Annotated in this window: 13 protein-coding genes; 9 read left to right on the top strand and 4 right to left on the bottom strand. The window is 35.9% G+C overall.

Features of this window, described 5'->3' with window-relative positions:
• Positions 1 to 119: 119 nt before the first annotated feature.
• Genes LUA90_RS05405 through LUA90_RS05390 form a run of 4 tightly spaced genes read left to right on the top strand, consistent with a single transcriptional unit; the run spans position 120 to position 3,106 of the window.
• On the top strand, positions 120 to 950 hold the full coding sequence (locus LUA90_RS05405; RefSeq protein ID WP_231490573.1) for a lipocalin family protein: 831 nt from the start codon (positions 120 to 122) through the stop codon (positions 948 to 950).
• 33 nt (positions 951 to 983) lie between these two features.
• Entirely contained in the window at positions 984 to 1,727 is a 744-nt protein-coding gene (locus tag LUA90_RS05400; RefSeq protein WP_231490572.1) for a DUF3575 domain-containing protein, read from the top strand.
• Positions 1,728 to 1,760: 33 nt separating this feature from the next.
• On the top strand, positions 1,761 to 2,504 hold the full coding sequence (locus LUA90_RS05395) for a hypothetical protein (protein ID WP_231490571.1): 744 nt from the start codon (positions 1,761 to 1,763) through the stop codon (positions 2,502 to 2,504).
• A 23-nt stretch (positions 2,505 to 2,527) separates the two neighbouring features.
• The gene (locus LUA90_RS05390) at positions 2,528 to 3,106 is read left to right on the top strand and encodes a DUF2272 domain-containing protein (protein WP_231490570.1); all 579 of its coding nucleotides are present in this window, start codon (positions 2,528 to 2,530) and stop codon (positions 3,104 to 3,106) included.
• 7 nt (positions 3,107 to 3,113) lie between these two features.
• Here the strand turns inward: LUA90_RS05390 and LUA90_RS05385 are convergent, their stop codons facing one another.
• The 3 genes from LUA90_RS05385 to rsfS all read right to left on the bottom strand — a co-directional run bounded on the left by LUA90_RS05385 (position 3,114) and on the right by rsfS (position 6,275).
• Positions 3,114 to 3,758, bottom strand: coding sequence for an LUD domain-containing protein (locus LUA90_RS05385; RefSeq protein WP_231458555.1), 645 nt, complete (start codon positions 3,756 to 3,758; stop codon positions 3,114 to 3,116).
• A gap of 89 nt (positions 3,759 to 3,847) precedes the next feature.
• Positions 3,848 to 5,875 (bottom strand): ATP-dependent zinc metalloprotease FtsH, encoded by a 2,028-nt coding sequence (ftsH, locus tag LUA90_RS05380; protein WP_231458554.1) that lies wholly within the window; start codon positions 5,873 to 5,875, stop codon positions 3,848 to 3,850.
• A gap of 25 nt (positions 5,876 to 5,900) precedes the next feature.
• Positions 5,901 to 6,275, bottom strand: coding sequence for a ribosome silencing factor (gene rsfS / locus LUA90_RS05375; protein ID WP_231490569.1), 375 nt, complete (start codon positions 6,273 to 6,275; stop codon positions 5,901 to 5,903).
• 44 nt (positions 6,276 to 6,319) lie between these two features.
• Between rsfS and LUA90_RS05370 the strand changes: the two genes are divergently transcribed.
• The 4 genes from LUA90_RS05370 (at position 6,320) to pfkA (ending at position 10,334) form a co-directional block, all read left to right on the top strand.
• A complete protein-coding gene (locus LUA90_RS05370; RefSeq protein ID WP_231490568.1) occupies positions 6,320 to 7,096 on the top strand; it encodes a biotin--[acetyl-CoA-carboxylase] ligase in 777 nt (258 codons plus the stop codon).
• A 7-nt stretch (positions 7,097 to 7,103) separates the two neighbouring features.
• Positions 7,104 to 7,553, top strand: coding sequence for a protein-disulfide reductase DsbD domain-containing protein (locus LUA90_RS05365; RefSeq protein ID WP_231490567.1), 450 nt, complete (start codon positions 7,104 to 7,106; stop codon positions 7,551 to 7,553).
• A gap of 125 nt (positions 7,554 to 7,678) precedes the next feature.
• Positions 7,679 to 9,358, top strand: a complete 1,680-nt coding sequence (locus LUA90_RS05360; protein WP_231490566.1) for a protein-disulfide reductase DsbD — start codon at positions 7,679 to 7,681, stop codon at positions 9,356 to 9,358.
• Positions 9,351 to 10,334, top strand: a complete 984-nt coding sequence (gene pfkA / locus LUA90_RS05355; protein ID WP_231458549.1) for a 6-phosphofructokinase — start codon at positions 9,351 to 9,353, stop codon at positions 10,332 to 10,334. Before LUA90_RS05360 ends, pfkA begins: the two co-directional genes overlap by 8 nt.
• Before the next feature lie 85 nt (positions 10,335 to 10,419).
• Here the strand turns inward: pfkA and LUA90_RS05350 are convergent, their stop codons facing one another.
• Positions 10,420 to 10,743, bottom strand: a complete 324-nt coding sequence (locus LUA90_RS05350) for a heavy metal-binding domain-containing protein (RefSeq protein WP_231458548.1) — start codon at positions 10,741 to 10,743, stop codon at positions 10,420 to 10,422.
• A 284-nt stretch (positions 10,744 to 11,027) separates the two neighbouring features.
• Between LUA90_RS05350 and LUA90_RS05345 the strand changes: the two genes are divergently transcribed.
• Complete coding sequence (locus LUA90_RS05345; protein ID WP_231490565.1) at positions 11,028 to 14,030, top strand: VIT domain-containing protein; 3,003 nt, start codon at positions 11,028 to 11,030, stop codon at positions 14,028 to 14,030.
• Positions 14,031 to 14,102 lie beyond the last annotated feature (72 nt).

Here is a 14,102-nt window from a genome sequence, read left to right as displayed (position 1 = left end):
ACTATTACGCTACTCTCCAGTTACTTACGGTTTCCACTTTGCTTGGTTGCATCAATATAATTTGCCTTTCCTTTTAAAATTGCTGCGTAATCAATTGCACATAATTAATAAACGGAAATATGAAGATTAGAAAATTATTTATAGTAGCCACTGCCTACGTAGTAGCACTAACCATTTCATGTATTAAAAAAGATGTCGACCCTGATTTAACCGGAGTAGCAGCAAAATTGCAAGGCAAATGGATGATAACCGGATACATAAATGATATGGGCCAGGATGAATATCAAAGCATGCCTGGCTGTGAGAAAGATAATATTATCACTTATGAAAAGTACACCGTATCTGTAAATGAAGGTTCATTTAAATGTGATGCAACAGACCCGCAATCTTTTTCCTCTACATTTACCTTGAATGGTAACGGAGTTGATTTGCTTACCTATACCGGAAATGAGGGCGATGATTTAGATGAAATGAAAATTGTTTATCTGGATGAAACCACACTTAAGTTAAAAGATGCCATTAGTAACCTTACAATAACCTATACAAAACAAAGTGATTCTAAATTGTTCCACACTTATTTGGTTGGTAAATGGAAGATGACTGGGTACATAAAAAACGGTGTCGATGTTTGGAATTTAGCTCCCGGCACGTGCTTAAAGGGTACAGATGGAGTTTGCACGGCTTCTATTCCATATTGCGTACGCGATGATATTAATACATTTACTGTTGTTGATAATTATTTAGCTGATGAAGGCTTAACCAAATGTTCGCCTACCGACCCGCAAACAACCAAAGGCACATATTTAATTGAAAACAATAAACATCAGCTTACTATATACCTTGGTGGACAAGCAGTTGTGTATAATCTGGTGGTACTAAATTCAACTACGATGGTAATACATGAAGTTGGCACAGCCACTAACGATTATGAAATGTATAGCCGTTTATAGATATTAAAAAATTAACCTTAACAAATTATTATCATGAAAAAATTAACGCTTTCACTGTTGTTTTTAGCATTGATTACGACAACAGTATTTGGACAAGACCTGGGCAAAAATGTTATCAAACTAAACTTATTAAGTTTACCTCTAAAAAATATTAATGTTGAATATGAGCGAGGGCTTACAAAGAAGATATCTGCCGCTTTAGGTGTTAGGTACATGAGCAAAGGCAGCATTCCGTTTTCTAATAGCATTGCAGAATTACTAAACGACGATGCAGATAATTGGAACGAACGCATTAAAAGCGCCAAGCTTGGAAATACTGCCGTAACCGCAACAGTTAGGTTTTATTTAGGTGAAGGTAATCTAAAAGGCTTCTACATTGCTCCGTTTGGTAGGTACGCTAAATACTCAGCATCTTTAGATTATCCGTTTGAGGTAGATAATGGAGCGACTTCTTATAGTCAGGATATTAGCCTGGCAGGAGATTTAACCACTATAACAGTAGGCATTCTTTTAGGCTCTCAATTTAATTTGGGTAAACACTTAACCCTCGATTGGTGGATTTTAGGGCCCCAGTATGGAAGCTCTGACGGGAGCATTTCGGGTAAAAAGCCTTTAACAGCAAATGAGCAACAAGCTTTGAGAGAACAGCTTGAAGAAATTAAAGATTTGCCAATTGTAAAAGCAAACTATACTGTAGATGCCAATGGAGCGGTAGTCGATTTTAAAGGGCCATGGGCAGGAATTAGAGCTGGGCTGTGTTTGGGGTTTAGATTTTAAATACTAATATCACCTATAATTTAAGATCGAATTATGAAGCATTTATTTATATCAGGCATTTTACTACTCACTTTAGCACCACCAACAAGCACAACTTATCAGCTGGGTACAAAAACTTGTACGACCAAATTTACAGAGAAGAAAAATGCTGTGGCTACGCTATTATCCTTACACGACAACGAAAATACGGCTATAGCTGCATACGAGAGTTTGGCCACAAATATTAGATTTAGTTTGTTGGAATTACAACAAGAAAATCAAAGATTGTTTATATATCAGGAGAATGGTAAAGATTATATTTTTGATCCGAACCGTATTTTTTCTGATGAAGGCATAAAGAAAACACTTAAGCCCTATGATGCAAATACAGCTTCAAAAATAAAAGATTTTGCTGCGGCAATTTTTAAAGCATTTGTACTCAAAAACCCTAATAAGTATTTAATTTCTATACACAACAATACTGACGAAGGACCGCTTAGCATTCGCGATTACATCAAGCCAAATAAGTATCAAAATGAAGCTAAGGGTGTTTTTGTTCCACCGAATATGGATGAAGACGATTTCTTTCTGGTTACTGAACAAGAAGATTTTGACTATCTAAAAATGCACAAACAGAATGTAGTGCTTCAAAGTGACAAGCCTACAGATGACGGCTCATTATCAGTATATTGTGAAAAAAATAATATTCCGTATATCAACATTGAGGCGCAAAATGAGCATACAAAAATTCAGAAAGAAATGATGAAAATCATCTATACTCTTTTAAAAACTAAATAAATTTTAAACTTAATAGAAAAATTATGGCCACTACACCCTTTGTTAAGAAATTAGTTGAGGTAACCCAGTTGCAACAGGTAACCTATAAAAATATGGATGAGGCTGAGAGTAAGCTATGTAACCAAATAAAAAAATACTGGATTGAAACAGGTTTTCAGTTCACTAGTTGTGTTTCTGTTGCTTGGTCTGCGGTATTTGTTTCTTGGTGCATTAAACAGGCTGGTGCAACTTCGACAGAATTTAAGTTTGCACAAAGTCATTCCATGTTTGTTTATAAGGCAATATCAAACACCTTCCAAAAAGTAGGGGTTTTTGAAGGAAGAAAAATTACAGAATATAAACCTAAAATCGGAGATATACTTCACAATAACCGTAGAGGTAACTCATATACTTATGATTTCGCTGCTAAAAACGACAGTTACGAATCTCATTCAGCAATTATTGTGGAAGTTGGTGAAGATAGCAAAGGAAAATATATATTAACAATTGGAGGCAATGAGGGCGATTCTATCCGGATAAAAGAAATTCGACTAGACGTGAGTGGTTTTGTTAAGCAACGCAAAAACAATCCTTTTATATGTATTATTGAAAACCTAAAATAGGTAGCTGTTAACTAAAATCATCAATTAAAAACACAAAAAGCTCTTTAGGTCCGTGTGCACCTAACACCAAAGTTTTTTCAATATCAGCGGTTCTACTCGGGCCGGTGATATTGCTTATCATCGAGGGAATTTGATTACCGTATTTGTTTTTTAGCATTTGAAATGCATCTTTTAAGTCTAAAACAAGCTGACTGGTTTTAGCGATAACAATATGGTGATGAGGGAAAATGCTTAATCTTCTGCCGGCGGCGCCTTGATTGCTGACCATAACACTACCATTTCTGGCAATTAAAGCTTCGCAAAGTGTTATCCCAACTTCGGCCTGGTCAAAATCTTTATCGGTTTGGTAAAATGGAAATTCATATTTAGAAAGGAACGCTTGTAATTCAGGCTCCCAACAATAAATTTTACGCCATTTATATTGGTCTGCCAGTTGAAGCATGTTCTCGAAAAAATCAATACCGTCTTCGCAAAAAATAAAATTTCCGGCAACGGCAGTAAGTTGCTCTGCAAAAAGAACCTCCAGTTCATCAGTATTTTGCTTGTAAAGAGGTGATTCTTCTAAATTTGGATAAGGATTTTCACGCTTCTCTAAAAGCGCTTTCCTTATCTTCTTTAGTATTTGCTCCTTCGCCGTTGTGTTGTCTTTCATCAAACTAAAAAATAAAACCTTGGATGTGGTAATCCAAGGTTTCAAACTTATGCATAAATGTTATTTATTAAAAGAATTTTATCAATCCTTTAAGCCTCAACAGGTGGAATATTTCCTGTACCCGAACCAAGAGCTGCTTCTTCAGCATTCTCAGTACCAAAAAGGCGCTTTCCAAAGATGGTTTCTAAATCATCTTTAAATAATACTTCCTTATCGATTAAAATATCTGCTAACTGAATTAATTTATCTTTATTTTCTTCCAATAAATTAATAGCTCTTTGGTATTGACCTTCAATTAAGGCAGAAATTTCTTTATCAATAAGCAAAGCGGTTTCCTCTGAATATGGCTTGTTAAAGTTATATTCGTTTTGTCCCGATGAATCATAATACGTAATGTTGCCTAACTTTTCATTTAAACCATAAATGGTAATCATTGCTCTGGCTTGCTTGTTAACCTTTTCCAAATCGCTTAAAGCGCCTGTAGAAATGGTATCGAAAATTACTTTTTCAGCCGCACGTCCACCCATTGTAGCGCACATTTCATCAAGCATTTGGTGCGGACGAACAATTAAACGTTCCTCTGGTAAATACCATGCAGCACCCAAACTTTGTCCACGCGGCACTATTGTAACTTTAATTAATGGAGCGGCATGTTCCAACATCCAGCTAACCGTTGCATGGCCAGCTTCGTGAATGGCAATTGCTCTTTTTTCAGAAGGAGTTACAATTTTGTTTTTCTTCTCTAAACCACCAACAATTCTATCAACAGCATCTAAAAAGTCTTGTTTATCAACTGCTGTTTTATTTTTTCTTGCGGCAATTAAAGCAGCCTCATTACAAACATTTGCAATATCGGCGCCAGAGAAACCTGGTGTTTGTTTAGCTAAAAATTCAGTATCTAAGCCTTCTGCCATTTTAATAGGCTTAAGGTGAACTTCGAAAATTTCTTTACGCTCTCTAACATCCGGTAAATCAACATAAATTTGTCTGTCAAAACGGCCAGCTCTTAATAGCGCTTTATCTAAAACATCAGCTCGGTTGGTTGCCGCTAAAATGATAACGTGTGTATTCGTTCCGAAACCATCCATTTCAACCAAAAGTTGGTTTAATGTGTTTTCGCGTTCATCGTTGCCACCCATAACACCATTTTTACCACGAGCACGGCCAATAGCATCAATCTCATCAATAAAAATTATACATGGTGATTTATCTTTTGCCTGCTTAAATAAATCTCTAACTCTGGAAGCACCAACACCAACAAACATCTCCACAAAATCAGAACCTGATAGAGAGAAAAATGGAACCTGAGCCTCGCCCGCCACTGCTTTTGCTAATAAAGTTTTACCAGTACCCGGAGAACCAACAAGCAAAGCGCCTTTTGGTATTTTACCACCTAAAACAGTATATTTTTGAGGGTTTTTCAAGAATTCTACAATTTCCTGAATTTCTTCTTTTGCACCTTCCAATCCGGCAACATCTTTAAATGTTACTTTTAAATCGTTCTTTTCATCAAATAAGGTAGCTTTTGATTTTCCAATACTGAAAATCTGACCGCCGCCACCTGCGCCACCACCCATTCTGCGCATCATAAATATCCAGAAACCAATTAAGAGTAATACAGGTAAAATAATGCTTAAGAACCAGCTTGCCAAAGGATTGCTGCGGGTGTCTTTTTCTGCCTGCAATTGTTGGTCTGCAGGTAATTCTTTTTGCGTTTCGGCCAGCTTTTTATCTAAAGCATCAAAACTTCCCTCATTAAAATAAAAAATTGGTCCGGTTGCAGAGCCAAATGAGTTTTTAGTTTTAAAATCTTTATAAAGTGGTTTTTTCTCTAAACTATCTTTTTTGATAAATACTTCTACTTTTACAAGGTCTTCTGCTTTATAAGCAACAATTCGTTGCACATCGCCTTTCAAAAGCATTTTAGAAGCAAAATCATTGTAGTCTATTTTCTTGGTGGTATCGCCAGTAAAAAAATACTGTGCGGCAACAATCGCTATAATTATAGCTGCATAAACCCAAAAAATATTAAACTTCGGTGCTTTTTGCGGTTTCTTAGGAATGTTTGGTAATTTCTTTCCCGGTTTGTTTTCGTTTGTATTTTGATTATCGTTCATTTCTGTTTTTCAAAATTTTGAATGGTTAAGCGCTTTGGTAATTTGTGCTTTCAGCATCGCCCCATAATTCTTCAATGCCATAAAAGTGGCGCTTTTCGGTTTTAAAAATGTGCACAACCACATCAAAATAATCTAATATTATCCAATCAGCCGATTCAAAACCTTCTTTATGTCTTGGATCTGCCTGAGTGGCGTTATATATTTCCTTCTCTACACTATCTGCAATAGCCTTTACTTGCGTACCCGAATTGGCACTGCAAATAATAAAAAAATCGGCAACTGAGCTATGAATGTTACGAAGGTCTAACCGCACTATATCTTCTCCTTTTTTTTCCTGAATGCCGTGTACAGCCAATTCAGAAAGGTATGTAGAAAGGGGTACTATTTTCTTTTTTACCATTAAAATGCTTTAATTTTGGAATTAAAATTCTATAAATTCAACACTTGCAAAATAACACTTTTTCAACACTATTTGTTGGTCAAAATATCATCAAATTGAAAGAAGTTGATTCTACTAATAATTATTTAAAGAATCTGGCTTCAAAATCCGAGCCATTAAGCGAAGGTACTGTAATAATGGCAGACCATCAATTAGCAGGTAGAGGGCAGCAAGATACCATCTGGCAAACCGAGCCTGGTAAAAACATCAGCGCCAGCTTATTTTTAAAGCCGGGCTTTTTACCAATTCAGAAACAATTTTATTTAAATATGGCTGTTAGTATTGCAATAAGCGAGGCTTTATCTGCTTTTTTACCAAATGCCGTAAAAATAAAATGGCCAAACGACATCTATTATGATGGTAAGAAAATGGGTGGAATTCTGATAGAAAATTCACTGTCAGGTTCATCGATTAAATCATCTGTAATTGGTTTCGGTTTGAACATTAATCAGGCAAAATTTCTAGCAGAGCTAGATTTAAAAGCAACCTCTGTTTTTCAAATTTTACATAAGAATGTTGATTTACAGCTCATACTGGAAAAAATATTCGTTTATATGGAGAAATACTATTTAAATTTGAAAACAAGCAAATACAGTTTTCTTAATGAAATCTATATTAAACAGCTTTTAAATTTTGAAACACCTGCCCGATATAAACAAAACGGTCGGGTTTTTGAAGGTGTAATAAAAGGCGTTAGGGAAAACGGTATTTTGGCCATGGAAATTAATGGAGAAATACACGATTTTAGTTTTAAAGAAATAGAATACATACACACAAAATAAACACACAATGAAAAAAATCACTCTGGCACTTTCTTTAGTGCTTTTTACTATCATAGGCGCTTTCGCTCAGATAGAAAGACCGGTAACATGGTCTTACGTTGCAAAAAAAGTAAGTAAAACCGAAGCTGTATTATATATTAAAGCTTCTATTGATGATAAATGGCACATTTACTCTCAAAATGTTAAAAGCGGAGGACCGGTAAAAACGACTTTTGCTTTTGCGCCTTCTAAAGATTACAGCCTTGTTGGTAAAACAGCAGAGCCTAAGGCCATTACTAAATACGAAAATACCTTTAAAATGAATGTAAGTTATTTTGAAGATCAGGTTATTTTTCAGCAAAGAATTAAGCTAAATAAAAGCACTACAGCCGTTAAAGGAAAAGTAGAGTTTATGACTTGTAACGACAGAGAATGTCTTCCGCCAGAAGAAGTTGAATTTAGTATTCCTGTAAAATAAAGAAAAAAATTAACAGAAAGAGTTCCGAAATATCGGGACTCTTTCTGTTTAAAGTAAAATCTGCACTCATGGTTCTTATAGATTAATGGTTTTCGTTAATTTCGCCACTTCAAAAACACACATAAATGAAAAAGGTAATATTGTTACTTATGTTTTTTGCGATGCTAACCGCATTGCCAATTGCAAAAAGTAATGCTCAAAGCCAACAAGATACAGTTAGCGCAACCGTTCCTGATGATCTTCAGTTTACAGAAGTTGGTTCAGAAAAAGATAAAGCAGCGAATAGTCAGATAAAAGATTCAGTTTCTAAAGATACCGTAACCGCGGTGAAGAATGCTACAAGCATTAAATCTGTTGAAGCGAAGCAATCTTTGTGGGTTACTTTTGGCCTTGGTATCTTAGCAGGGATTGCAGCTTTTTTCCTTCCTTGTATTTTTCCGATGGTTCCTTTAACCGTTGGTTTTTTCACAAAGCGAGCAGAAAGTAGAGCAAAAGGTATTCGAAGCGCCATAATCTATGGCTTATCTATCATTGTTATTTATGTAGGGCTTGGTGTAATCATAACCCTTATATGGGGTGCAAGCGCATTAAATGAAATATCGACAGATGGATTTTTTAACATCTTCATATTTTTGATATTAATTATTTTTGGAATATCTTTTCTTGGTGCATTTGAAATTACATTACCAAGTTCTTTTGTTAATAAACTTGATGCTAAATCTGATTCAAAGGGATTAAGCGGAATATTTTTCATGGCGGCAACCTTAGCTGTTGTGTCTTTTTCTTGTACCGGGCCGCTTATTGGTACATCATTAGTTGCTATCAACACAGATTTACTAACTCCGGTTGTAGTAATGTTTGGTTTTTCTTTATCGTTGGCAACAATCTTTACAATTTTTGCAATATTCCCAAGCTTAATGACAGGCTTGCCAAAATCGGGAGGGTGGTTAAACTCGATTAAAGTGTTTTTGGGTTTTCTTGAATTAGGCTTATCGTTAAAGTTTTTATCAACTGCTGATTTAGCCTACCATTGGGGAATACTAGATCGCGAAGTTTTTCTGGCCATCTGGATTGTTTTAGCTATACTTTTAGGCGTTTATCTTTTAGGGAAAATTAAATTTTCTCATGATAGCGATTTGGCATACGTTTCTGTGCCAAGGTTATTCATTTCTATTGGAGCATTTGTTTTTGCAATTTATTTAATACCGGGTTTATTCGGTGCGCCGTTAAAAGCAGTTAGTGCTTTAGTTCCGCCCTTATCCACTCAAGATTTTGTAATAGGCCAGGAAAGTGCAACTTCAGCTCCGGCATTAACTCATTCAAAAAGGAAATATTCAGACTTTTTACACATACCTCATAATATTGATGGCTTTTTCGATTATGAGGAAGCCTTGGCCTATGCTAGAGAGGTTAAAAAACCATTGTTTCTAGATTTCACAGGTCACGGATGTGTGAATTGCCGCGAAATGGAGGCAAGAGTTTGGTCTGACCCACGTGTGCTTAAAAAATTAAAAGAAGATTATATCGTTGTATCCTTGTATACAGATGATAAAACTGAATTACCGGAAAAAGAACAATTCGATTCTAAAATTTTGCAAACCAGAGTAAATACGATTGGTAAAAAATTTAAACATCTACAAGCCGAAAGATTTAATACAATTTCGCAACCATATTACGTACTTTTGGGTACCGATGAAAAAGAATTAGTTTCTCCGCCAATTGGTGTAGAATTTGACATTGAAAAATATTTGCAGTATTTAGATAAGGGATTATCTGAATTTGCCAAGAAACAAAAGAATGAATAAGATAAAAAACATTGGTGTTTTAACCTCCGGAGGAGATTCTCCGGGCATGAATGCCGCAATCAGAGCAGTTGTAAGAGCATCAATTTATTACGATATTGAAGTAACAGGTTTTCTTCGCGGATACGAAGGTTTGATTAATGACGACGCGTTGCCAATGGATCGTAAATCTGTTGCAAACATTATTCAACGTGGCGGTACAATTTTAAAAACGGCTCGTAGTGATGCTTTCAGAACAACTGAAGGCAGACAAATAGCCTATAATAATTTAAAAAATCGTGGCATCGATGCCTTAGTAGTAATTGGTGGAGATGGTACGTTTACAGGCGCAAATGTTTTCGCTCAGGAATATGATTTTCCAATAATTGGCTTACCAGGTACTATTGATAACGATTTAGCCGGAACCGACCTTACTATAGGTTACGATTCTGCAATAAATACTGTTGTTGATGCCGTAGATAGGATTAGAGATACAGCAGAATCTCACGACAGACTTTTTATTGTAGAAGTTATGGGTCGCGATTCTGGGTTAATCGCTTTGCGTAGCGGTATTGGCGTTGGCGCTGAGGCTATTATGATTCCGGAAGCAAATATGAATGCGGATGATATTCTGCACAAATTAGAGCATAGCCGTAAAGATAAAGCTTCAAAAATTATTATTGTTGCCGAAGGCGATGATACGGGCGGCGCCATTAAAGTGGGAGAAATTTTACAGGAAAAATATCCGCATTACGATACTAAAGTTTCTGTTTTAGGGCACATTCAGCGTGGCGGAAAACCAAGTTGTATGGATAGAGTTTTAGCAAGTCAGCTAGGTGTTGCGGCGGTAGAAGGCTTAATAAACGGAGAGCGGAGTAAAATGGCAGGTCAAATGAATAGAGAGATTGTTTTTACGCCTTTTGATCATGCTATAAAACACATCGATGCTGAAAAAGTAAGTTCTAAATGGCTAAAACTGATAGATATTCTGTCTTTTTAAAGACAAAATTATTATAAAAAAGAAAAGTCCTTCCCGCACCGGAAGGACTTTCTCATTTATGCTCGGTTTGCACCGAAACAATATTTTAATCTTCTAAAATAACGGCTGTTCCGCTTGCTGTAACCATAAGCATACTGCCTCCTGTTCCAACAGTTTCGTAATCTAAATCTACACCCACAATAGCATTTGCACCCATTGCAGCTGCATATTGTTGCATTTCGTTAACTGCGATATCCTTACCTTCACGTAAAACACGCTCATAAGAACTCGAACGGCCGCCAACAATATCTCTAATTCCGGCAAACATATCTTTAAAAATATTGGCACCAATAATGGTTTCACCGGTTACCAAACCAATATATTTTACTATTCTCTTGCCCTCAACAGAAGGCGTTGTGGTTACTAACATAGTTTTGATTTTTTTGATATTTAGAATTCATTTTTCTCTAAATGTTACAATTTTTTTTGAAAAGCCTGGCTTAATGTTATTAGGTTTATTCCGTCCCGCTTTTCTTTCAATCTTTTGTTAATGTCAGTCTGAGCTTGTCGAAGACCTGCTCCAAAAGTATTTACACTTCAATCGGGTTTAATATCCTCAGGTTTCTACAGCTATTTTCGTCTTGTACCAAATCGCCAAAAAATAAATTTATGTAATCTATAAAGATTTTGCATCAATAAGTAAAATCTGATATTATGAAAACATCTAAAATCCTACTCATCCTTACTTCTATAATTATTCCTTTTCTTTCAATGGCTCAAATGCCGGTAATGAAAATTAAAGGCACAGATCAAAAAGAAATGGTGAGTTTAAAAAACCTTAATATCGATGTTCAAATTACAGGGAACATTGCCATCACTACAATGACGATGACTTTCCACAACAATACAAATGCAGTTTTAGAAGGTGAATTAACATTTCCAATGCCCGAAGGTGTAAGTGTTAGCAGGTATGCTTTAGACATTAATGGTAAAATGCGTGAAGCTGTTCCGGTAGAAAAAGCAAAGGCTACGGAGGTTTTTGAAAGCATAGAACGCCGCCGTGTTGACCCAGGTTTATTGGAAAAAGTAGAAGGAAATAACTTTAGGACAAGAATTTATCCGCTACCGGCAAAAGGAAGCCGAACCATAATTGTTGGTTATGAAGAGGAGCTTCGGTTTAGTAAAAATCAAGCTTTAAAATATCATTTGCCTTTAGATTATAATCAGGAAGTGGAGAATTTTAGTTTAAAAACCACCGTTTTTGAAAGCATTTTAAAGCCAGAATTAAGCGAGTTGCCTGATGGAAGTTTTAATTTAAAAGCTAACAGAAATACTTACGTTGGCGAAATTAATAAACGCAATTATGCTCCAAAAAATGGTTTAACCATCAGCTTGCCAAAAAGAAACGATTTACCTGAAATTCAAATGCAAAAAGCATCAAATGGTTATTATTTTTTAGTTAATGTTTTCCCTAAAGCGCAAAGCAGACCTAAACAATGGGCAAATCATATTGGTTTAATTTGGGATAATTCATTAAGTGGTTTACAACGAGATACCAAAAAAGAAATTGAATTGCTGGGTTTAATAATCGCTCAAAAGAAAAACCTAACCATAAGCCTTGCAACAATAAACAACCAATTTAAAAATGCAGGCACATTTACCATTGCTAACGGGAATTGGGCAAAGCTGAAAGATGCAATTGAAAACATGGTTTACGATGGCGGCACTAATTTCAGTGTGGTAAAGCAACAATCATTTCAGGCTGATGAATATATTTTATTTAGTGATGGACTATCAACTTTTGGGAAAAATGTAATCTCTTTAAATAAGCCAATACATTGCATAAACACCTCATTGAAAGCAGACTATAGTGCCTTGAAATATATAAGCCTTAAATCTGGCGGTAAATTTGCTAATCTTAATACTCTTTCTGCAAACGAAGCTTTTAACGATTTGAATGAAGAAAGTTTACAGTTTTTAGGCATAAAAAATGGAGCAGATGTTCGCCAAACCTATCCATCAATGCATGTAAATGTAAACGGACATTTATCCATCGCTGGAATTTTGAATGGCTTAAACACCGAAATTATCCTTCAGTTTGGTTATGGAAATTCGGTTAGTTCACAGCAAATTGTGCGGTTAAACGGAACAGAACATGCACTTAATAGTATCGATGTTAGTCGCGTTTGGGCACAAAAGAAAATTGCCGAAATGGATATTCAATACGAGGCTAATAAAGAAGACATCAGCATGTTAAACAAACAGTTCGGCATTGTAACCCGAAATACCAGTTTAATTGTTTTAGAAAACCTTGATGATTATTTGCGATACGATATTTCTCCTCCGGCAGAATTGAGGCAACAATATGATTTAGTTTTGAAACAACGCAGAATGGACATTCAGGAGCGTAAAACAGACCTATTAAATGCTGCGGTATCTATGACCAAAGATTTAAAGACCTGGTGGAATACTAGTTTCTATTATAAAGAACCAGTAAAGAAAATGGACGATTATCCAACACCTGTTGAGAACACTGTAATTGTTCCTGATCGTGTACCGCAAAGACAATTCGCTACAGCAACCCCAGCCCCGCTCCGAGCGAAACTTAAAGAGGGCGAAGCAAAAGACGAATTAAATGAAGTGGTTGTGGTTGGTTATGCTGCGCAAGCAAAAAGTGTTCAAACTGCCAGTTCCACTGTAATACGTTCTCAGGCAATGAGCAATACTAATTCAGCGTTGCAAGGAAGGGTTGCTGGTGTTTCTATTTCAGGAAACCGTAAATCATCTGCAGAATCACAACCAGCAATTATTATCATTCCTGAATTTAAAAGTGATAAGGATTATATGAAAACCTTAGTTGGGAATCCGGATAGTGCCTATCGGGCATATTTAAAAATGAGGCCAGATTACATCACTACACCAATGTTTTATTTTGATGTTGCAAATTGGTTTTACCAGCAGAAAGATAGTACAAGGGCTTTAACTATTTTAAGCAGCATAGCTGATTTGGATTTAGAAAATGCCGATTTATATAAAACCTTGGCGTATAAATTAAAACAAACCGGTAACTACGATAGTGAAATTTTCATTACCGAAAAAGTTTTACAATGGCGCCCAATGGATGCACAAAGCTATCGGGATTATGCTCTGGCTTTGGCCGATGCTGGTGAGTACCAAAAAGCATTGAATAATTTATATAAGGTTTTAACGCAAAGTTACAACTCGCAAATTGCTGATAGAGACCAAGGAATTGAAGAGATTGTAATCGCTGAAATTAATAATCTGATTAGCAAACACGGAAACAGATTAAATTTAAATGGAATTGATAAAAGATTAATTCAGCCTTTACCCGTAGATGTACGCGTGGTTTTGAATTGGAATAAAAATGATACCGATATCGATTTATGGTTAACCGACCCAACCGGAGAGAGAGGATATTACGCAAACAACAGAACCAAAATTGGCGGAAGAATTAGTAACGATTTTACATCAGGATATGGACCTGAACAATTTATGATTAAGAAAGCCGTAAAAGGAAAATATAAAATTGAAGTAAACTATTATGGCGATAGGCAAATTAACATCAGCGGACCAACTACCGTCACAGCCGAAATTTACACCCACTACGCATCTGGCAAGCAACAAAGAAAAGTAATCGTTTTACCAATGGCAGCCGATAATAGGAGCGGAAATTTGGTAGGAGAGTTTAATTTTTAATACTATTCGTCATTGCGAGGTACAGTTTATCCCGACCGTTCGGGATAAACTGTACCTCGCAATGACGCGTAG

The organism is Pedobacter sp. Leaf170, from assembly GCF_920984665.1.
In the GTDB taxonomy this organism is placed as follows: Bacteria; Bacteroidota; Bacteroidia; order Sphingobacteriales; family Sphingobacteriaceae; genus Pedobacter.
The sequence above is the reverse complement of the archived record's forward strand: the minus strand, read 5'-3'. Positions and strand labels throughout refer to the sequence as shown.